At 43.6% G+C, this 21,878-nt stretch carries 19 protein-coding genes and 1 tRNA gene; 7 read left to right on the forward strand and 13 right to left on the reverse strand.

Features of this window, described 5'->3' with window-relative positions:
* Positions 1–399 precede the first annotated feature (399 nt).
* Positions 400–675 (forward strand): DUF4884 domain-containing protein, encoded by a 276-nt coding sequence (locus CLV25_RS01630; RefSeq protein WP_131837891.1) that lies wholly within the window; start codon positions 400–402, stop codon positions 673–675.
* Positions 676–762: 87 nt separating this feature from the next.
* On the opposite strand, the gene CLV25_RS01635 is transcribed toward CLV25_RS01630, so the two are convergent.
* On the reverse strand, positions 763–1,929 hold the full coding sequence (locus tag CLV25_RS01635; protein WP_131837892.1) for a sigma-54-dependent transcriptional regulator: 1,167 nt from the start codon (positions 1,927–1,929) through the stop codon (positions 763–765).
* A gap of 6 nt (positions 1,930–1,935) precedes the next feature.
* Positions 1,936–2,853 carry a Ppx/GppA phosphatase family protein gene (locus CLV25_RS01640; protein WP_131837893.1) on the reverse strand — a complete coding sequence of 306 codons (918 nt, stop codon included), beginning with the start codon at positions 2,851–2,853 and terminating at the stop codon, positions 1,936–1,938.
* A gap of 442 nt (positions 2,854–3,295) precedes the next feature.
* Between CLV25_RS01640 and CLV25_RS01645 the strand changes: the two genes are divergently transcribed.
* The gene (locus CLV25_RS01645; RefSeq protein ID WP_131837894.1) at positions 3,296–4,642 is read left to right on the forward strand and encodes a sigma-54-dependent transcriptional regulator; all 1,347 of its coding nucleotides are present in this window, start codon (positions 3,296–3,298) and stop codon (positions 4,640–4,642) included.
* Here CLV25_RS01645 and CLV25_RS01650 read toward each other — a convergent pair.
* From CLV25_RS01650 to CLV25_RS01685, 8 genes are all read right to left on the reverse strand, one after another.
* Positions 4,639–7,080: a hybrid sensor histidine kinase/response regulator gene (locus CLV25_RS01650; RefSeq protein ID WP_131837895.1), complete on the reverse strand. Its 2,442-nt coding sequence runs from the start codon at positions 7,078–7,080 to the stop codon at positions 4,639–4,641. The genes CLV25_RS01645 and CLV25_RS01650 overlap by 4 nt on opposite strands.
* A gap of 87 nt (positions 7,081–7,167) precedes the next feature.
* The gene (locus tag CLV25_RS01655; RefSeq protein ID WP_131837896.1) at positions 7,168–8,037 is read right to left on the reverse strand and encodes a Cbp1 family collagen-binding glycoprotein adhesin; all 870 of its coding nucleotides are present in this window, start codon (positions 8,035–8,037) and stop codon (positions 7,168–7,170) included.
* A 216-nt stretch (positions 8,038–8,253) separates the two neighbouring features.
* On the reverse strand, positions 8,254–9,606 hold the full coding sequence (locus CLV25_RS01660; RefSeq protein ID WP_131837897.1) for an ABC transporter permease: 1,353 nt from the start codon (positions 9,604–9,606) through the stop codon (positions 8,254–8,256).
* A gap of 12 nt (positions 9,607–9,618) precedes the next feature.
* Positions 9,619–10,563, reverse strand: a complete 945-nt coding sequence (locus CLV25_RS01665) for an ABC transporter ATP-binding protein (protein WP_131837898.1) — start codon at positions 10,561–10,563, stop codon at positions 9,619–9,621.
* Between the two features lie 470 nt (positions 10,564–11,033).
* Positions 11,034–12,194 carry a molecular chaperone DnaJ gene (dnaJ, locus tag CLV25_RS01670; RefSeq protein ID WP_131837899.1) on the reverse strand — a complete coding sequence of 387 codons (1,161 nt, stop codon included), beginning with the start codon at positions 12,192–12,194 and terminating at the stop codon, positions 11,034–11,036.
* 21 nt (positions 12,195–12,215) lie between these two features.
* Complete coding sequence (locus CLV25_RS01675) at positions 12,216–12,818, reverse strand: nucleotide exchange factor GrpE (RefSeq protein ID WP_243649579.1); 603 nt, start codon at positions 12,816–12,818, stop codon at positions 12,216–12,218.
* A 110-nt stretch (positions 12,819–12,928) separates the two neighbouring features.
* The gene (gene murA / locus CLV25_RS01680; RefSeq protein ID WP_131837900.1) at positions 12,929–14,236 is read right to left on the reverse strand and encodes a UDP-N-acetylglucosamine 1-carboxyvinyltransferase; all 1,308 of its coding nucleotides are present in this window, start codon (positions 14,234–14,236) and stop codon (positions 12,929–12,931) included.
* A gap of 26 nt (positions 14,237–14,262) precedes the next feature.
* Positions 14,263–14,916: a DUF4290 domain-containing protein gene (locus tag CLV25_RS01685; RefSeq protein ID WP_131837901.1), complete on the reverse strand. Its 654-nt coding sequence runs from the start codon at positions 14,914–14,916 to the stop codon at positions 14,263–14,265.
* 313 nt (positions 14,917–15,229) lie between these two features.
* Between CLV25_RS01685 and hydF the strand changes: the two genes are divergently transcribed.
* Positions 15,230–16,429, forward strand: a complete 1,200-nt coding sequence (hydF, locus tag CLV25_RS01690) for a [FeFe] hydrogenase H-cluster maturation GTPase HydF (protein WP_131837902.1) — start codon at positions 15,230–15,232, stop codon at positions 16,427–16,429.
* Between the two features lie 43 nt (positions 16,430–16,472).
* On the opposite strand, the gene CLV25_RS01695 is transcribed toward hydF, so the two are convergent.
* The 3 genes from CLV25_RS01695 to CLV25_RS01705 form a co-directional block, all read right to left on the reverse strand.
* Entirely contained in the window at positions 16,473–16,886 is a 414-nt protein-coding gene (locus CLV25_RS01695) for a hypothetical protein (RefSeq protein WP_131837903.1), read from the reverse strand.
* Between the two features lie 177 nt (positions 16,887–17,063).
* Positions 17,064–17,139, reverse strand: a tRNA-His gene (locus tag CLV25_RS01700).
* A 146-nt stretch (positions 17,140–17,285) separates the two neighbouring features.
* Entirely contained in the window at positions 17,286–18,569 is a 1,284-nt protein-coding gene (locus tag CLV25_RS01705; RefSeq protein WP_131837904.1) for an oligosaccharide flippase family protein, read from the reverse strand.
* Positions 18,570–18,688: 119 nt separating this feature from the next.
* Between CLV25_RS01705 and CLV25_RS01710 the strand changes: the two genes are divergently transcribed.
* The 4 genes from CLV25_RS01710 (at position 18,689) to CLV25_RS01725 (ending at position 21,852) form a co-directional block, all read left to right on the forward strand.
* Complete coding sequence (locus tag CLV25_RS01710; protein ID WP_165876957.1) at positions 18,689–19,372, forward strand: DNA alkylation repair protein; 684 nt, start codon at positions 18,689–18,691, stop codon at positions 19,370–19,372.
* A gap of 56 nt (positions 19,373–19,428) precedes the next feature.
* Positions 19,429–20,187, forward strand: coding sequence for a Bax inhibitor-1/YccA family protein (locus tag CLV25_RS01715; RefSeq protein ID WP_131837906.1), 759 nt, complete (start codon positions 19,429–19,431; stop codon positions 20,185–20,187).
* Positions 20,188–20,320: 133 nt separating this feature from the next.
* A complete protein-coding gene (locus tag CLV25_RS01720; RefSeq protein WP_131837907.1) occupies positions 20,321–20,581 on the forward strand; it encodes a type B 50S ribosomal protein L31 in 261 nt (86 codons plus the stop codon).
* A gap of 86 nt (positions 20,582–20,667) precedes the next feature.
* The gene (locus CLV25_RS01725; protein WP_131837908.1) at positions 20,668–21,852 is read left to right on the forward strand and encodes a putative sugar nucleotidyl transferase; all 1,185 of its coding nucleotides are present in this window, start codon (positions 20,668–20,670) and stop codon (positions 21,850–21,852) included.
* Positions 21,853–21,878 lie beyond the last annotated feature (26 nt).

The raw sequence follows: 21,878 nt of genomic DNA on the forward strand, positions 1-21,878 counted from the left end.
AAAGCCTGTCGTGGCTTAACTCGCAGACTTCGGCGGGTGAGGTTGTGCTACAATCGACGCCAGCGTGCGCATGGCAGCTTAGACCTTTCCGAAGGGGAAGCGGTTGCTCCGTCCGCTTCGAACAGAACCCACGACGAAAATGGTGTGGCGTTGCCACGTTTTTAACGGAAGAAGATGGGCTGATTTAATGAAGGTTTGCCTGCCGTAGGTTGCTACTAGAGGAAACGTAAGTACTAAGCTGCTCGTCTGAGGATATGCATCGCCCAGCTAATTGTAGCAAGGACGCAGCACCCAGCGGTAGCACTAGAGTATAGCCTCTGACAGGGGGTCGAACCCTATCAGAGGTAGCTATTAGACAACGATGACTCTGACACATTTATCAAACACACTACCATCCCAATGAAAAGAACGCTAACATTTTTAACCGCAATCGCTGGGGCGCTAATGTTTTACTCGTGCACAATTCAACGCCCAATTACCGAAGCGCCTCCGGCCAACAACAAGACCTACGAGGTTAGCTACCTCTTCGAGCACGACGGCTGCAAGGTGTACCGTTTCTACGACCAGGGGCACTGGGTGTACTTTACCAACTGCAAGGGCGAGGTTACCAGCGTTAAGGCCGACTCGACCCAAGAGCGAATGGTAAATATTGTACGAACAGAAACGGGGAAATAAGCAGTGTTCGAATCGGGATCAAAGAACAAAGAAAAGGCCATGTGCTACCACATGGCCTAAAAGCTATCTCGAAAACATCTACGGGTGCTATCCAATATTGGGCGAGGCGTACATCTCCACATCCTCGGCCTTAATCTCCTTTCCGCATAGAATCATTAGGCGTTCTATAACGTTACGGAACTCGCGCACGTTGCCCGTCCAGCCCAGCTTTTGGAGCTCGGCAATGGCATCGGCCGTAATCGAGGCACGGGCCATACCGTACTCCGTGCTAATGGTGTCAATAAAGTGCTCGGCCAGCAAAGGGATATCCTCCTTTCGTTCGGCAAGCGATGGCACATGAATAAGAATGACGCTCAGGCGATGGTACAGGTCCTCGCGGAAGGAGCCCTTGGCAATCTCCTCGGTAAGGTTCTTGTTGGTGGCGGCCACCACGCGCACGTTAACGGGGATATCCTTATCGCCCCCCACTCGGCTGATGCGGTTCTCCTGTAGGGCTCGCAGCACCTTGGCCTGGGCCGAGAGGCTCATATCGCCAATTTCGTCGAGGAAGAGGGTGCCGCCGTCGGCCTGCTCGAACTTCCCCTTGCGCTGCTTGATGGCCGAGGTAAAGGCGCCCTTCTCGTGCCCAAAAAGCTCGCTCTCGATAAGCTCCGAGGGGATGGCCGCACAGTTTACCTCCACATATGGACCGGCAGCACGGTTGCTCTTCTCGTGCAGCCAGCGGGCCACCAGTTCCTTGCCCGTACCGTTGGCCCCGGTAATCATCACGCGGGCCTCGGTGGGCGCCACCTTTTCTATGATATCCTTTACGCGCCGTATGGGCGCCGACTCTCCCACAATCTCGTAGGTCTTGTTTACCTTGCTGCGCAGCTTTTTGGTCTCCTGCACCAGCGAGGTTTTATCCGTAGCATTTCTTAGGGTGATGAGGATGCGGTTCAGATCGAGCGGTTTGGCAATAAAGTCGTACGCCCCTTTTTTGATGGCTTCTACGGCCGTATCAATGGTGCCATGCCCCGATATCATTACCACGGGCACCTCTGGGGAGATAGCCTGGAGCCTTTCCAGCACCTCTATCCCATCCATTCCGGGCATTTTGATGTCAAGAAATACAACGTCGATGCCCCCCTTCTCGAACTGCTCAATTCCTGCAGCTCCATTTTCGGCAAGCTCCACATCGAAGCCTTCCAAGCTCAGTATATCTTTTAGAGTGCTACGAATAGCTCTCTCGTCGTCTATTACAAGAACTTTTCCCATACTATACTACTTTATTTTACCTTCTAACAATTCTACAATAGCCCCCTCCTTCAATGAGTAGTTCGACTGTACCAATCTTCCAATTGCCGTTTTGCGCAAAACCAAGCTGGTAAGCAGCGAGGCAAGTACAATCATCTCCACACGCAGCTCGTCCATTCCGGCCATAAGCCTTCGCTGCGCAAGCGTACTTTTCAAGAGGCTCTGGTGAAGCGCATCGAAAGCATCCATACCAATGCTGCATATTGGCTGGTCGGTGTCGTTTCCAAAGCAGATAACGCTACGATAGGTATCGAAGGCACCACTTGCACCAATAAGCAGCTCGGGGCAATACTGCTGGCATGCCAGCCATAGAGGTTCGAGTCCCTCTACCAGGAATGATTCGACAGCATTAACCTCCGAAGCCAGCATGGGGTCGGAAGGCTTAAAGCGCTCCAGCAGACGAGACATGCCCAACGGAAAGCTCTGCTTCCACAGAATGCCGCTGCCGTTGCAGATGATAAACTCGTTACTTCCTCCGCCGATATCCATTATTAAAGCCCTTCTATCATCTAAGGATACAGATGCCTCAACGCCCTTATAGATAAGTTCGGCCTCGCGCTCGCCCGATATAACCTCTACATCAACTCCATACTTGCTGATCACCTCGTTTACGAAATTGCCTCCGTTACCTGCCGAACGTATTGCCGACGTGGCGAATGCCTTAACCACCCCAACGCCTAGCTTTTTAGAAGCCTCCATATGCTCAGCAATAGCCTGCAGCCCCCGTTGGTAGGCCTTAGGCGCAATTAAACCGCTATTTATGCCACCTTCGCCAAGCATCACCCCTATTTTGTTGTGGTATATGGTAGAAAAGCCAGCGCCATCAACCTCTACTACAAGCAGGTTGAAGGTGTTGGTTCCCATATCAACTACAGCTATCCGCATGCCTACTTTTTTATTCTAAAGATACAGCTTTAATGCGTTCAAAAAAGCGTTGGCCCCACACCCAAATCCACACCTTGCAGATACAGCGCAGCTCATTATGTAGAAACTTATCCACACTTAGCCCACAACCAAAATAAAAAGTAAAAAAACATTCGCACAATTTTAGTTTGATTTACAATGCCTAACCGAACAAAAGACCCACGAGCCCATGCTTTGGCACAGTTTTAGTTTACTTAAAGAAATAGACAAGGCTTAGAGTCGTTTTGATATAACAGAACAACGGTTTTGTTATAAGAAAGAGAAGAAAGGTTAGGGAAGGGATTTCCGCGAGGTCATCCCTTCTTTTTTTTATAGAAGCGGCTGGCCATGCTTTAATAGTTTTAAATGATAGGGTAACATAAGAAAAATACCTTAACTTCGTAAATATTTTCGATTTTAGAAGATGCCTAAAATACTCGTAGTAGATGACGACGCATCATTTTGCTTGATGCTTAAGTCATTTTTTAAAAAAAACGGAATGGAAGCTGCTGTTGCTTTTAGCCTCAACGATGGTCTAAAGGCTGCAAAGGATTCTTTCTTTGATATTATCTTAACGGATTATAGGCTACCTGATGGGAATGGGATTGACCTTCTAAACACGATCAAGCGTCACTCTCCAGACACCGTAGTAATCCTTATGACCGGCTATGCAGATATCAAGATAGCCGTAAACGCCATAAAGATGGGTGCCTACGAATATGTGGCAAAGCCTATAAACCCCGATGAGATAATCCACATCATAAAGAGCGGGCTAGAGAGCACTTCAAAACGAGTTGAAAAGCCGATACAAAGCAAGAGCCCTGAGTACATCGAGGGGAAATGCGATGCTGCCAAGAAAGTTCAGGACTACATAAACCTTGTGGGCCCTACCGAAATGTCGGTGCTCATCCTTGGCGAAAGCGGAACCGGCAAAGAGTACGCAGCACGCCGAATTCATCAGTTCAGCAAGCGTAAAAACGCCAAGTTCGTAGCGGTAGACTGCGGAGCACTCCCAAAGGATATTGCAGGGAGCGAGCTTTTTGGGCACGTTAAGGGATCATTCACAGGTGCAGTAAACGACAAAATCGGCCACTTTGAGGAAGCAAATGGCGGCACCATTTTTCTTGACGAGATCGGAAACCTCTCCTACGACGTACAGGTAAACCTACTAAGAGCTATTCAGGAGCGAAAGATTCGTAGAATTGGCTCTACACAAGAAACATCTATTGACGTTCGCATCATATCGGCCACCAACGAGGATCTGAAGAATGCGCTAAAAACCGGCGAGTTTAGGGAAGACCTATACCATCGCCTCAACGAGTTTAGCATCAACCTCCCTCCGCTGCGCGAACGCAAGGAAGACCTCATCGACTTTGCCAACTTTTTTAAAGACAAGGCTGCACAAGAATTTGGCAAGCAAAACATAGCCTTCGACCAAAACGTTATCGACGTTTTCAAGCGCTACGAGTGGCCTGGAAATATTCGTGAGATGAAGAACGTTGTTCGCCGCGCAGTTCTGCTAGCGAGCAACAACATTGTAACAACCGATTCGCTTCCCGAAGAGATGCTGGAATCTTCGCTAACACCAGCAAGCAGCACCCTAGGCAACGAAACGATAGACCTCCGAAGCATAAAGGAGAAATCGGAGCAAGAATTAATCATCAGCACTATCGTAAAAGCAAAATACAACAAATCCCAAGCTGCAAAGCTACTTGGGATTGATCGTAAAACGCTATACAATAAGCTCAAGCAATACGGAATTGATATCTAGAGGCTAGCCTCTAGATATTTTTTCACATCTACCCATAACTTTTGCAGCTCCTCTATTTCACGCTGCACTTCGGAGAGCAGCCTACCATGTCGACATTTTTCTATTTCGCGGAGGTACTCTACCCCTCTCGTAATTTCAAACTGCCTAAAACCGGTTAGCAACTTATGAGCCCTATCTGCAACAGGCACCTCATTGCCTATCCTATTGTTGCTTGCAATAAATGCAATTGATTCTTCTGCCGATAAAACAAAAGCATCAATAATCTGCTTAAGCTCCGCCCTATCATTACCAATAAAAGCCGTCACCTTCGAGATATTGCACAACGGCCTCCTATCCTCCCTAACATCAACTCTTGGAACTTGCATAATATTCGAGATTGCAGTTAATATTTCCCCTTCCGTAAAAGGCTTTTGCAGTATTCCGTTTGCCCCAATGGCCATCATTTCATTCGTCATCGACGCGCTGACATCTGCCGAAAGGAAGAGCACCTTAGCCAATGGATTGTACTCCTTTATAGCTTTAACGGCCTCTATTCCGCTCATGCCGGGCATATGCAAATCGGTTACTACAAGCCCATACACCCCTTTTCTACACATTTCCACACCTTTAGCCCCATTATCTGCAATATCAAAACTGATGCCATTTGCTGCAAATATCTTGCTTACAAGGAGCCGAACGTAGCTGTCGTCGTCGATAAAAAGTACCCTAGACGAAATTGGCTGTGAAGAAATATCTTGACTAAGCGTACTGGCTCCCTCGCTAAGAATATTCGCTAGAGGAAACTCTACGATAAACGTACTTCCAACGCCTTCTTCCGACTTTAGCAACAGATTTCCTCCCATTAAAACAACAAGCTTACGGCTGATGCTTAGCCCCAAACCTGTTCCACCAAACTTTCGCGCTACAGACCCATCAGCTTGGGTAAACTCTTCAAAGATCTTCTCCTGAGCTGACATTGGAATACCAATTCCGGTATCAACAACATCTATTCTTAGCTCCTCTTCTTGTACGTAAACGTTTACAACAACCTCTCCTTGCTCTGTAAACTTTATTGCATTGCTTATCAAGTTAAGCATAACCTGCTTAAGCCTTAACCTGTCAAGCTTTACCATCGATGGCACTACTCCAAGGTTAAGCACCAAGCTGATCCCTTTCTCCTTGGCTTTAATGCTCATTTCGGTGATGATCTCATTAAAAAATGCTTCCAAGGGAAACTGAGAGAACTCCAATTCTACGGCGTTAGACTCTACCTTTGAGTAATCTAGAATCTCATTTACAATAGAGTGAAGGTGTTTAGCAGAGGAGTTAATAGCCATAATCTCCTCTTCGGAATACGTTTTTTTGCTAAGCAGAAAATCGGAAAAGCCCATGATTGCCGAAAGAGGCGTACGAATTTCGTGGCTCATGTTGGCAAGAAATCTCTCTTTTACCTTCAACAGCTCCTGAATCTTTTCATTCGACTCTTCGAGCTGCTTTTGCATACGAGAGCTTAGCCGTATATCCCTAAATATAAGAATCAGAAAAACAACGATCACAAAGAAGGCAGAGAACCCCATAAGTATAAGCTTGTGCATATAGCTATTCGTAGTGCTTTCAAACTTTGCCAGCTGCTCTCTATTGATGCGTATTTCTTCCTTGCTCATCATCGTAATATGATAAAGCATTCTATCGGTTAGCAGCTTATCCTTCTTAAGGAGCGCTATTTCCTGCTGCTTAAAAAGTTTCTCGTTTATTTTATCCCGCTCCTGTAGCATTGCCAGCTTTGATTGCAGCTGTACGATGCTGTTATCCGTCTTCTTTTGCTTTACCGTTATTGAGTCAACCTTCTTTTGCGCCCCCAAGTGCGACATTATTATCGGAGTTTCGTCTTCCTTAAACAAAGCCTTTAGCCGCTGAAAAAAGGTACGCTTTCTAACAACCACAGGCTCGGAAGGAGCGTTTGAGCCTAATGTAGAATAAATCCTATGCTTGAGCTCCACTTCCGAACTATCCGATTTCGATCTAAAGATTGACTTATAATCGCCCTTGTTTGTCTTTTTATGCTTTAGCGCAATAATATCGTTGATAACCTTACTTTTCTGTCTTTGTATAATAAGGATATTACCCAACAAAACCTGCTGTTCTGCATCAATGGATATATTTCTAAGCACTTGAAGACTTGAGTCGATATAGCTGTTTTGCTCTACGTAGCTTTTCAGAAAGGAGTCGTCGCCAGAAGCAGCGTACAGCTTAGCATCGGTTTCCGACTCATAGATTTTAACCAGCGTCTGGTTTATAATGATAAGCTTTTGGGCAGATGCAGGCGCATCTCTCAAGGTATTCGATAGCCTTACAACTCCAAGGTAGCTGTAGAAAAAGGCTACAATACCAAAAACCATCAGAACAAAAAAAGAAATAAAGACTTTACGCCTTATGCTTTGGGTTGGAAAGCTTACCATAAACCTAATATGAGCACGTATTTAAATAGTAAAAAAGAGCCAGCAAGAGCCAGCCCTTTTTTACATTGCTATTCCTTATTAAGAGTCCTACTTTCGGTAGGTAATTACTAAGAATTTAGACGATTGCCAAAACTTCTTGCTGTTTGTAATTTCAATTCCAGAGCAGAAGTTTTTGCTATCAACTTTAAGAGTGTACGAGTCGGAAGGATGCGTACTCAAAATCTTCACGTTCTTATGCCCAATTTCAACACCTTCAAAATTGCGGATATCGACTTTGGTAAATGCATCGAGATTTACGTTTGAGTTTACGGTAGCCGTTCTTCCAATACCAATAAAGCCACCGGAACGGTTGATGATACCTTTTTGCTCGAGTTCCTTTTGCGATCCAATAATGAAGTATGCCGTATTAAGCTCGTTCGTTCTGGCAGTAACATTCTCCTCTAAGGCCTTCTTATGGGTAGTTAGAGTATCAACACGGCTATTTAGTTCGGCGAGCTGGAAGTTAAGCTTTGTCAGCTGCTCCTTTAGCGAAGCGATCTCTGCATCCTTTTCGCCGTTTTGCTTGGTTAGCTGCTCAATCATTTTTTCAAGCCCATCAATCTTGATATTGGCAGCTTTAAGCTTCTTTGCTGTGCCTTGAAGGTTTGCAATGGTTCGCTTATTCTGCTCTAGGAGCTCATTAATTTGTGCTATATCATCCTTAATTCGATCCTTAACATCGCGGCTAAGCTCTCCTTGCTTTGTTGTTACGCTTATGATATTCTGCTTTTGCTTTACAGCCTCGAGGTTTTCCTCAACCTCGCTAAGCGACATAAATATGTTATTAAGCGTTGTATCCTTTACGCTAACCAACTCTGAAAGCTTTTGGTTTTCGGCCTTTAGCTTCTCTACTTCCTGCTTATTACCGCACGAAGCTGCAAATACCACAACTGCTATTGCTATTAAAAACTTTTTCATTTGCTTGAATTTAATTTGGGTTACTAATGTAGTGCATGTACTGCAAAATGCAATCCAATATACGAAATAAGCCGTTTCTATTCAACAAAACTCTACTTTTCAAACATATAGCAATTAACCCTAGCAAAACAACTTACACAAGTATGTGGAACTTGCGCCACACAATTACACAAAGAAGCCGCTTGTTTAAGCGGCTTCTTCGGTAAAACGAATATACTAGGAATGCTTAATCCACTTCAGCATCTCCTTAAATGAGGTCTTCTTTCCATACATAAGGATACCTGTACGGTAAATTTTGGCAGAGAGCCATATTACCGCAAAGATGGTGGCATACAGAATAACGATTGAAAGTATTACTTCCCACGTTGGAATTTCGAACGGTATTCGGGCCATCATTACTATAGGCGAGGTTAGCGGAATCATCGAGAACCAAAACGAGATGGAGCTGTTCGGATTCTGGAAGGTATGCATCATCACCATTAGAGCCAAAATAATTGGAATGGTAATTGGGAGCATCAGCTGCTGGGTCTCCGTTTCGTTATCGACAGCAGAACCTACTGCTGCAAACAACGAAGAGTAGAGCAGATAGCCACCTAGGAAGAAAATCACAAAGTAGAAAAGAATTGGAATGATTCGCTCCGAAATCGAGTTAAAGATCTTTGTGGTATCACCAACTTCATCCTGAATTTTCGCCATATCCTCTTCGCTAATTTGGGTTCCACCCTGAGCGCTCATTACCGAAGTAACCTGCGTTTGCTGCGCCATCTTTTCGGAATAGGAGCTCATCATGTATCCCTTTACGCCCACAAAAATGGCCAGAGAGAGCAGAATCCAGATTGTGAACTGTAGCAGACCGACAGCGGCAACCCCGATAATTTTCCCCATCATCAGCTGGATTGGCTTAACCGACGAGATAATCACCTCAACTACCCTATTCGATTTTTCTTCGATAACACCTCGCATAACCTGGCTTCCAAACAGGAAGATAAACAGGTACATCAGGAATCCGAATATATAGGCAATTCCCATAATAACCACAGTATTGGTTTCCTTTTCCATCCCATTCTCGTCCAGCTTTATGGTGTTAAGGTTTACCGAGGACTTCACCTGCTTAAGCATTTCGTCAAGGTTTTGGATGTTAAAGGTTCTCATCTTCTCCTCCTTAATTAAGTCTTCCATATTCGACTCAATCATGCTGCTCATCTCCACGCTTACGTCCTCGTTCGAGTAGATAACAGCATCCTTAGGATTGTTAATGATTCCCTGGTTGATAACAAGTATTGCATCAACGCCTTTATCCGTCATCGCCTTTTTGTAGGCTGGCAAATCCTGCTCGCCGATGTACTCGAACGACACCTTTTCGGTTCCCTGCAGCTTGTTTACAAACATCTTAGTTTTATCAACTACTGCTATTTTCTTGCTGGACGTATCGCCCATCGAGGCAAGCATGCCGGGCACAACCATGAGCGCCCCCATCAGGATTGGGGTTAACAAGGTCATTATGATAAAGCTTTTCTTCTTTACTCTTGTAAGGAATTCGCGCTTAATTATAAGTAGAGTCTTATTCATAGCATTATCGTTTTATTCGGTATAATGAGCTGCTTTTAGCGATGATTCTCCTTGCACAACTTTTATAAAGATATCGTTCATGCTGGGGATAATTTTTTGGAAGTTTACCACCTCGACATGTGGAACAACAGCCGAAATAAGCGGATTGCCCGACTGATCGGGCTGAAGCTTAACCCTCACCTTCGACAAGCCCTTCTCGAATACTTCATCAACGATTTGGTAGCCGTTATGCAGAACCTTGGACAATGCTCCGACCTCGCCAACGTAGTCTATCTGGTAAATATTATCGCCGTAGCTATGGCGGATTTCATCGATATCGCCGCTAAGAACATTACGAGACTTATTTATAAGCGTAATGTTATCGCATAGCTCCTCTACCGAGGCCATGTTGTGCGTAGAGAAAATTATGGTATGCCCCTTTTTCTTAAACTCAAGAATTTCTTCCTTAAGCAGATTTGCATTTATTGGGTCGAACCCGCTGAAAGGCTCGTCAAAAATCATTAGCTCGGGCTCGTGGAGAATGGTTATAATAAACTGAACCTTTTGAGCCATCCCTTTCGAGAGTTCCTCCACCTTTTTATTCCACCAGGCCTGAATCTCAAACTTGGCAAACCAGTACCTTAGACGCTTCAAAGCCTCGGAGTGCGACAGCCCCTTAAGCTGAGCAAAGTACATTGCCTGCTCGCCAACCTTCATTTTCTTGTAAAGGCCACGCTCTTCGGGCAAGTACCCGATAAACTGAACATCGCTCATCTTCATCTCGTTGCCCTTAAAGTAAATTTTACCGCTGTCGGGCATCGTTATTTGGTTGATGATTCGAATGAGGGTGGTTTTCCCAGCTCCATTAGGTCCCAATAGCCCGTAAATCTTCCCTTGAGGGATTGTTACGCTAACATTATCTAGGGCTAAATGGTCTGCATACCGTTTTACAACATTTTCTGCTCTAAATATTTCCATACTAACAAAATTTTTACTCTTTCAAATTTAGCGAAATAAAGTTCATTCCATAGTACCCGCTATCGGTTCTTCCTATGCATCCAAATATGGATTAAAGGCAGCTAAATCGAGTGAGAATACCGCTGACAGAAGCTTTCGCCAAACATTCTACATACACTTAGTTGCGAATTTGTAAAAATGTTACAGATTTTCCAGTACAATTTTTTTAATTAAACAGGAGAATTTCGAGAAAAAGATGCTTTAGAAAAAGAAAATAGCCGGTGGCTTGGAGAAAATAAAATTCGGATAATAGGAAACCTTCGACAGTTTGGAGATAGTTGACCTCAGTTAAGAGTTAATCGAGCTCGGATAAGAGATAATCATCCACGGTTTAGAGACAACAGACCTTAAGGGATATAAAAGAAACAGGAGGATGCTCGATCCTCCCGTTACAATTCAATATTCTGTCCTCTGTACTTCGACATCTAGAACTATCTACCAAACATTCCTTTTATACGATCGAAGAAATTCTTGTCCGACTTGTCGGGCTTTGGAGCATAACTTCCGGAGTCTCGCATTCTTTCAACTTGCTCCTTCTCGGAAGCGGAAAGGTTCTTAGGAACCCATACGCTTACGTATATCAAAAGGTCACCCCTGCCATAGCCATCAACATCGGGTAAACCTTTACCCTTTAGACGAAATACTCGGCCGGGTTGAGTGCCTGGGTCTATTTTTATGCGGGCTTTACCATCGATGGTAGGCACTTCAGAGGAGCAGCCAAGAACGGCATCGGGAAATCCGAGGAAAAGAGTGTACACCAAATCGTTTCCATCGCGAATAAGCTCCTCGTGCGGTTCCTCTTCGATTACAACCAAAAGGTCTCCATTAACTCCACCACCCTGTGGGGCATTTCCTTTCCCCGAAACATTAAGCTGCATACCTTCCGATACTCCTGCTGGAATGTGGAAAGAAACGACCTCAGAGTCACTCACAACGCCAGATCCAGAACAGCTGGAGCAGTGCTTTGTTATAGTTTTTCCGGTTCCACGACAGGTGGGACAGGTGCTTTGGGTTTGAACGCGTCCGAATATCGAGTTGGTAACCCCAATTACAGTTCCAGAACCATTGCAAGTACTACAAGTGGTAAATGCAGTGCCATGCTCTGCCCCTGTTCCGTTACAAGTGTTACACTTTACCTGCTTGTTTATCTTCAGCTTTTTGTCGGCACCGTAGGCAATTTCCTGCAGGGTAAGACGAACCTTTACGCGGATATCTCCCCCTCGATTGGTTCGACGACCTTGACTTCTACCAAATCCGCCAAAGCCACCGAAATGACCTCCAAAAAGATCGCCAAACTGGGAGAAGATATCGTCCATAGACATACCTCCACCAAAGCCACCAAAGCCACCGCTACTTGCGTCCGAAGTACCTACACCTGCATGACCAAACTGGTCGTAGCGTGCGCGCTTATTGTCATCGCTTAGTACGCTGAACGCCTCGGCTGCCTCCTTAAATTTCTCTTCGGCCTCCTTATTGTCTGGATTTTTATCGGGGTGATACTTTATGGCCATCTTTCGGTAGGCCTTCTTTAGCTCCTCTTGGGTTGCATTTCGGGAAACCCCTAAAACCTCATAGTAATCTCTTTTTGCCATTGTTCTTTGACGCTATTTTACCTATTCGCCAACAACAACCTTGGCGTATCTTATCACTTTTCCGTTCAGCAAGTATCCCTTTTGAACTACATCTATCACCGTTCCCTTTTGTTCTGGAGTTGGTGCCGGGAATTTGGTTATTGCCTCTTCAAAATCGGTATCAAAAGGCTCTCCAACCCTATTAATTACGGTAACACCTTTCGACTTAAGCATCGACATAAGCTTATCGTAGATGAGGTTTATGCCATCGAAACCTGCCGTATCGCTGAGCTTTTCGAGTGCCAAGAGCGCCCTTTCGAAGTCGTCAACTACAACAAGAACGTCCTTAATCAATCCTTCTCCAGCCGTTCTAACAAGCTCTTCGCGCTCCTTCAGCGTACGCTTACGGTAGTTATCGTATTCGGCTGTAAGTCGAAGATAGCGATCCTTCCACTCTGCAATTTTTTCACTCAGCACTTCCGATTCTGCTGAAATGGCATCTGCCCCCTCAGCAGCTTCTGATGCTTCGGCAGCAGCGTTTTCACTCTCCTCGTTTGCAGTCAGATTCTCCTCTACAGGCATGTTTGTCTCTATGGGAGATTGATTCTCAACTTCTTTATCCGTTTTATGCTTCGACTTAGTCATCTTTGTAAATTAATTTTTCTCAACAGTACCTAATTGCATAGCAAATTGTTTGCCATTAACGATTAATGACAGATTGTCGCAATCTGATGTACAATCGGCACACGAGGGGACTACAATCCTCTCGAAATGTTGGCACCTAGGGCGTTTAACCTAAGATCTATGTTCTGATAGCCCCTGTCTATTTGATCAATGTTATGAATAACGCTAGTGCCATCAGCCGAAAGCGCTGCAATCAAAAGAGCAACACCCGCACGTATATCTGGCGAACTCATTACTGTAGGGCGCAGCTTTATTGCATTGTCGTGACCAATTACGGTAGCACGGTGTGGATCGCAAAGAATAATTTGAGCCCCCATATCGATTAGCTTATCAACAAAGAATAGTCGGCTTTCGAACATCTTTTGATGGATTAGCACGCTTCCTTTTGCCTGTGTGGCTACAACCAAGAAGATACTCAGAAGGTCTGGAGTAAGTCCAGGCCATGGAGCATCGGCAATGGTAAGGATTGAACCATCAATAAAGGTGTCTATTTCGTAGTGGTCTTGGGCAGGAATGTAGATATCGTCGCCACGGAGTTCCATCTTGATACCCAATCTTCGGAAGCTATCTGGAATAATACCAAGATCGGGGTAGGATACGTTCTTTATGGTAATCTCGCTATGGGTCATAGCAGCCAAACCAATAAAGCTACCTATTTCAATCATGTCTGGGAGCAAACGATGCTCAGTACCTCCAAGTTCGCTTACACCTTCGATGGTTAGCAGATTTGAGCCAACACCAGAAATTTTTGCCCCCATTCGGTTCAGCATCTTACAAAGTTGCTGTACATAGGGCTCGCAAGCGGCATTATAAATGGTGGTCGTTCCCTTTGCCAACGTAGCAGCCATAATAATATTGGCAGTACCAGTTACCGAGGCCTCATCCAAAAGCATGTATGCGCCTTTTAACTCCTTGGCTTCGACGGTAAAAAAACTCTCGTTAGCATCGAAGTTAAATTTAGCGCCTAACTTTTCGAAACCAATAAAGTGGGTGTCTAAACGTCTTCTGCCAATCTTATCTCCCCCAGGACGAGGCATAAAACCTTTGCCAAATCGAGATAAAAGAGGCCCTACAACCATTATTGAACCACGCAAACTTGATGCTTCTTTTCGGAAATCCTCCGTTTTAAGGTAGTCAAAGTTTACATTCTTGGCTTCAAACGTATAGGTAGATTCGTCAACTTTTGCAACAGCAACACCCATTTTGCTAAGAAGCTGTATTAGCTTCATTACATCAAGAATATTCGGAATATTCGAGATGGTAACCTTTTTTGGGGTAAGCAGAACAGCGCTTATAACCTGAAGTGCTTCATTTTTTGCACCTTGAGGAGTAATTTCACCCTTTAAAGGATGCCCTCCTTTAACAACAAAAGTGCCCATAGCTTTATTTTTAAAGTATTAGTACCCTACTTTTTCCGACCTCCCTTGTGCCTTCTTTTGCCAGAACTAGCAGCCGTACTACCAGCTCCACTTGGCTTAAACTCGCGGGTATCCATAAGCTTAGTATTCAAGTTAAGCCTAATTTTCCCGTCCGAAAGCGACTCCAAATCTCTGATAATGGTTTCATCGCTAACGGCATCCTTATTCCATGTAAGGTAGGCCTTCTTCATTTGATTTGCCACCGACGTTATGTAGAAAGTCTTTACCGGACCATCCTCCATTTCCGCAACATCTTTAACCATCTGCTCAATAACTCGACCGTAGTGCTTTATCCTTATAGGATGAGCGGGATAGTCAATTGGTTTAGGAAGCTCATTAATTGTATCTCTACTAGGCTTGGGGTAAGGAGAGTCGATGTCAATCTTAAAATCCGAAATTACATGAAGATGATCCCAAAGCTTATGCTTAAAATCATTAATATCACGCAAGTGAGGATTAAGATTTCCCATCACCGATATTAATATACGAGCCATACGGTTACGCTCCTCTGGGTCTTCTATTGTAGAAACGTAATCAACCATTTTTTGGATATGACGGCCATACTCTGGGAGGATTAGCTTTTTTCGCTGAGAATTGTAATCCCTAAAATCATTCTCTTCGCTGATATCGATTTGATTCATAACTACGTTGAGCGTAAATGAAGTGTAATTTGCATTCTAATACTGCCTTCAGAGAAAATGCTACAAGGCAATGTGTAGATGGTATACTATAATTTGCAAAAATGAGAAAAAACTTTGATGAAAGCACACTTATCTACTCTTTTTTTACTCTTTAATACGGTCTTCGAGGCATTAACAAGGACACATAAACTATACTTTAGGGTAAGCCTTTAGCCCTAGAATGATCTCCAGAAAGCACATCTTTTCAGAGCAAAACCTTTTTAACACTAAACTTAATCCAATTACTTTATATTAGCGCGACAAACACCTCCCGATGACTAAAACACGCGACAACAAGCCCCATATCGGCATCTATGGCAGAAGAAACAACGGCAAAAGCACTATCATCAACCTAATAGCAGGTCAAGATGTTGCCATTGTTTCCAATCATGCAGGCACAACTACCGATCCTGTTAAAAAATCGGTAGAAATCCTAAACCTTGGCCCCATTGTACTAGTAGACACAGCCGGCATTGATGACGAAGGCGAACTTGGAAAGAAGCGCATAGAAAAAACTCGCGAATCCATAAAAATTGTAGATCTAGCGCTTCTTGTAACTTCCAACAACCAATTTGGCGATTACGAAAAGAGTTTAATAGACGAGTTCAACGCATACAACACACCATTCATTGTTGTACACAATATGGCAGATGTGGCAAAGGCCTCTGATGCATTTGCCCAAACTTTTACCAGCAAAAAAATTCCATTCGTAGAGGTAAGCGCCAGAAACGGAGAAGGCTTCGACAAACTGGTGGAAAACATTAAGGCAAACATGCCCGATTCGGCCTACACAACACCATCCATGTTTAAGGGCATCATAAAAAAGAATGACATTGTGCTCCTGATAACACCCATAGACACTGAAGCCCCCGCAGGACGCATGATTCTTCCACAAGTGCAAGCCATTAGAGACACGTTGGACAATGACGCTGTAGCCATCACGCTAAAAGAAAGCGCCGTAGAGCATTTTTTAAAAACAACAGGAATAAAACCCGCACTAGCCGTAACTGACAGCCAAATTTTCGACAGAGCAAACACCTTGATCCCAGATGAGATTCCGCTCACCTCGTTTAGCATTACCCTTTCAAGACTAAAAGGCCCATTCCATGAATTCATAAAAGGAACTCCAAAAATTGCAAATCTCAAAGATGGCGACCGAGTTCTAATCCTTGAAAGTTGTACACACCACACCAGCTGCGACGACATTGGCCGTTACAAAATTCCACGATGGATAAAAGAATTCACCGCAAAGCAAGTTGAGTTCGACGTTGTTTCCGGCTTAAGCTCTCTTAACAGACCTATTTCTGATTACGCAATTGTAATCCAATGCGGCGGCTGTATGATTACCCGAAAACAACTGCATAACAGGCTAAAAGCCGCAATAGAAGTCGGAATTCCTGTAACAAACTACGGAATGGCAATTGCCTATATAAAAGGAATTTTTGAAAGAGCAACGGCTCCCTTCTCTGAATAAATGGAAAAGACAGGGGCCCCCGCCTTTCCTTCCTATGATTAGGTTAAAAGATTTTATATGGCATCAGATTCTTTAGCACATCATAAGCCTTAGCAGCCTCAAAATCCCCTAATGTTGCCATCTCTTTTATAGATCCATATACAATTAGAGCATACATATAGGCATTTTTAGAGGTAAGAAGCCTATCTTCACTACTCTCTACGGATGGCTCAACAAAGGCACTACACAACATAGCAGACTCTCGCATTCCATCAATATCCTTTTTAAAATCGGTACGGCTTACATAGGCTGGCAAAAGCCCTTTCTGAGTTGCGTATAAGTAAACCATATCAATAAAATGCCGCAGATCGCTAGTAAGGACAAAACCCGATCTAGCACAGCCTCCTGGATCCGGGATATTACCTAAAACACCCGAATCTTCACATTCTATGTTAGTAAAACCTTGAGTTGATTCCATCTCACGCATATATATTGTTCTTCTAAGAAACAGAATAAAAGCATCTGGAGATAAAAAAAAGAGAAAAAAAGAACTAACTGGTAGAAATTTACGGATAAGTGGTCGAAATTGGCCGATAACTGGCAACTTGGAGAGAATAAAAAAAGCGCACTTAAATCAAGTACGCTTTTAGTATCCGGGTGGAAGATCGGGCTCGAACCGACGACCCTCAGAACCACAATCTGATGCTCTAACCTACTGAGCTACATCCACCGTGTTTGTAATTCGAGTGCAAATATACGAACTTTTTCTTTTATTCAAACAGCCCCTTCTTTTTTTTAGGAACACATATAAATCTTCCCGAACAAGAACATTACATTTAACTTATAGGCCAACAGTTTGACACATTATAAAAACTATTTAAATCGATTTACCAACCTCCACTTCTGCCTTTTTCACGAAGTAATAGCCATAAATGCCAAGTATAATATTCAGGAAGCATCCAAAAAGAGCATATGTTTTTACAATAAACAGAACGCTATGGTGCCTAAACACAATGATCCACCCTAATGTTAGGGCCAGATACAACACCTGCCAAGCCAACATTACACCATTCCTATTTATAGTCGAAAAAGTTGTACCAATACATTTAGAGGAAAAACCAAACACCATTAACGGGGCCAGATAGCGAGCCATTTCTCCAGCAAACAACCAATCAGGTCCTAGAACAAATCCAAAAATTTCGGGTCCCCAAACCACGATTGGCAAATTCATCAGCCCTCCCAACAAAAGGCTAAGCAAGTATGCTCGCCGATAAAACCGTTGTTTTGACGAAACAAGAGCCATTTTCTGGAAAAACACAATACTAAAAGAGGAACTTACCATATCAAGAGGAACACTAATCATTTTTGAGAATCGTTCGTACAGACCAACAACAGATGCTGAAAAAGCATACGAAAAAGCATAAATGAGCAAATTTGAAGAAACTGAATTCAAGAATGACACCGGCATAGAATACATCGGGAAACTAGCATACTTAGCCAAAGTTTCCTTAAACTCAGTCCGCTCTACAGCCCTCAACAATCGACGATCATGCTTCCAAAAGAAGAACAAGCCCTGAACAAGCGCCACTAGTTCCGAAACGACAAAGCCCATCCAAAGACCTGCTATTCCATTGGCATAAATTACACGAGGAATCCGCACTCCATTAGCAACAACCGTTTGTAAGACCTTACTCTGCGAGGTAAAACCAAAGCGGCTCCTACGAGAAAACCACATGCTCAGCATCTGACGAATAGAAAGAAGAAAGCCTAAGATAGGAAGAAGCCAAATCAATTTTGCATAAATGGGGTGAGGAAAAAGAGACAGCAACCTATCGTATGAGAAGAAAAGAGCCACTGCTACCAATATAGACAGATAAAAAGATAGAATCAGCCCACTTAAAGCCACTTTCAGAGCTTCTCCATTTTTCCGAGGAAGCATCAATGCGTAGTCGTAACGTCCTGATATAAAAACAGCGATCAACTGAGCAAGTGCCACATAAAGAGCAACGCTTCCAAATTCTTCCGGTGTGTACAGCCGCGAAAGAACCGGCAATGCCAAAAGGTTAATGGCCATAGAGATGCCATTCCCTGCAAAAAGCTTACCTACATTTTTTGTGAAATCCGATTTAACAAGTTGCTGTAACTCACCAACACTAATCATGCATGCTATTTTTATAACAAATATACATTGCTAAAACGAGAAAAGATCGAGTTTTAGGAGTATTCTACCCCCAAATGCTTATTTTTGCCAGGCCCCAAAATGAAATAGCACGAGTAATTATGGAGAACAGTATCGCCTTAGAGTTGCTTTCACTCATTCTTAAGCATAAAAGCGGAGATGTAGTTGACAGCATGTTCAAAAGAGGAATTATATACAAAATAAACTATGGGGTAAACACCCCCATTATAAAAAAGTTGGTTGCGCCTTACTACGGCAACCATGAGTTGGCAGAAGAGATGTTTGAGATGGACTACAGAGAAGCCAAACTTGCCGCAATTTACATGGAATCACCCCAAGCATTAAGCGCTGAACAAATGGATCGATGGTCATCAGACTTCATCAACGACGAAATTGTGGAGCAGGCCGTCATCAACTTATTCTGGAAAAGCAAATACGCCCTATTTAAAGCATCTGAATGGTCGTTGAGCAACAACGATTTCCTACAAAAAGCAGGGTTGATGATAATTGGTAAAATTGCAGCAGAAAGACCCGAGATCAGAGACGAGATTTTCACTCCATATTTCGACATAATAGAAGACTTAGCCGGGACAGCATCATCCCACTCCCGTAGTGCAGCAGCATTTGCCCTGCGCGAAATTGGAAAAAAAAATAAAGCCTTAAATGCAATGGCTGTCATACTGGCTGACAAATTAGCAAAAAGCGACAACTTTTCGTCCAAATGGATCGCAGAGGAAGTTTCATGGATTCTTTCCGACAACGACCTCCAAGAGAAACTCTGTTAGGCATACATTTTGCAATCTTCACCCCTAAAAAAAGACAACTTTAATTCATTTATATCATGTTCAATTCTTCAAATCCAGTTTTTGGAAAGAACATCTTTGCAAACACCGCTCGCGATTTCACAGGAACAAACACCATGACCGTAAAGGGAACCATGGGTAAGGCCATGCTAATGCTTGCCATAGTTATCCTAAGTGCATCGTACACATGGAGCATGGTAATGCAACCCGACACATTGGACGGGGTTAAAACAGCAACCCCATGGATGATTGGAGGCGCAATTGGCGGCCTAATCACGGGTCTTATCATATCGTTTGCTCCTAAAACAGCAGGATGGCTATCTCCTATCTACGCTATGCTTCAAGGTCTTTTCCTTGGTGCTATATCTGCATTTTTTGAAGCAACCTACCATGGAATCGTAATGAATGCTGTAGGCTTAACTCTCGCAACTGCATTCCTTCTATTCTTTATTTACAGAACTGGCATCATTAAAGTTACCAACAAGTTTCGTGTTGGCATCATTGCTGCTACGGGTGCAATAGCTCTGTTCTACTTCGTCACTTGGATAGTAGGCATGTTTGGAGGCAACGTCGGCTTCATGATGGACAGCAGCCTTTTAAGCATCGGAATCAGCTTAGTAGTTGTGATTGTTGCTGCACTAAACTTACTTCTTGATTTTGACTTCATAGAAAAAGGAGAGCAAGCAGGAGCACCAAAGCATATGGAATGGTATGGAGCATTCGGATTAATGGTTACCCTCATCTGGCTTTACATTGAAATGCTCAAACTTCTAGCAAAATTATCGCGTAGAGAATAGGCATACCTGTCAACAAGAATACGCTAAATGATAAAGATACAAAACGCAACTATTTGTTTTGTAAATTAGAAATTAGTGTATAACTTTGCAAGCCGTTAGAAAAGTGACAGAGAAGAGTAAAAAAATTTATACAATGAAACAAGGTATTCACCCTGAGAACTATCGCGTTGTGGCATTCAAAGATATGTCAAACGAGCAAGTGTTTTTGATGAAATCAACCATCAACACCAAAGAAACCATCGAGATTGATGGCCAATCTTATCCTCTCTACAAGCTTGAAATTTCGAGCGCATCTCACCCATTCTTCACCGGCAAGATGAAGCTTATCGACACCGCTGGTCGCGTAGATAAGTTCATGAACCGCTACAAGAAGCACTACGACAAGAAGAAATAAACAGGGATCATTTAGCTTATACGTCAAAAAAGCTCCGCTTGCGGGGCTTTTTTTATGTACCTTTGCTGGTAAAGTTCAACTAACGCATGGGAATCATTCTTTTTGATGATGAGGCATGGCTTAATCTGAAGCCTCTCTCATTCACACGACCTGTTGCCGAAGTAAGAGTTGGCATTTTAACCATCAAGGGAAAATGGGCAAAACACCTTGAAGCGGCTCCTTCATACCTTACGCAACCATACCTTTCAAAAAAATATCCTTCAAAAATTTCGACGGAAAACCTGCTGATAAACGCATCAGTAGTCCCTTCGGCTGCTCTAGTTGAAAGAATTACGCGATTAGAACAAGGACAAGTTCTTACCAAAGGAAACCTCACAATTGCCGTCAAATGCACGGCTAGTCAAGTTTCAGAATTCAAACCCAGTATCATAAAAGAATTTCAGGTTCGCGAATTTGACGCTGACATTGTGCGGATAGCACACCCTTGGGACATATTCTCCCAAAACGCCAACGAGATTGCCAATGACTTCCTGCTGCTCACCCGCAACAGAGAAAGTGCGCCGATCGATGCCACTAATACACTAATTGGTAATAACATCTTTGTAGAAGAGGGTGCCAAAATAACCTGTGCCATACTCAACTCCACCACCGGCCCAATATACATCGGCAAGCATACCGAAATAATGGAAGGTTCTACAGTAAGGGGACCTTTTGCGCTATGCGACCACAGTTCTCTTAAACTAGGCTCTAAAATTTATGGAGGCACAACCATAGGTCCTCATTCTAAAATCGGAGGAGAGGTTTCGGAGTCCGTTATTTTTGGATATTCCAACAAGGCTCACGATGGATATCTTGGCAATTCAGTAATAGGAGAATGGTGCAACTTAGGAGCCAACACAAACGTATCAAATCTAAAAAACAACTTTGCGCTGGTAAAGATGTGGAGCTACAACCAGCAGCGCTTTATCCAAACAGGGCTGCAGTTTTGCGGCATAATAATGGGAGATTATAGTAAAACTGGCATAAACTCAATGTTTAGTACGGGTACCTCTATTGGAGTTTGCACAAACTTTTTTGGTTCTGGATTCCCTCGCAATATTATACCATCGTTTGCATGGGGAGGCACGCAAGGCTACATAACCTACAAAAGCAACAACTACATTCCTGCAATAAGCGCGACGCTATCAAGACGGTGTCGCGAATTAGACAACGTAGACAAGGAAATTCTAGCCACCGTATTCGAGATGACCGAAAAAGACAGGTCTTTTTAACATCATAGTTTGGCACAGCTATTGCC

Source organism: Acetobacteroides hydrogenigenes, from assembly GCF_004340205.1.
Taxonomy (GTDB): Bacteria; Bacteroidota; Bacteroidia; order Bacteroidales; family ZOR0009; genus Acetobacteroides; species Acetobacteroides hydrogenigenes.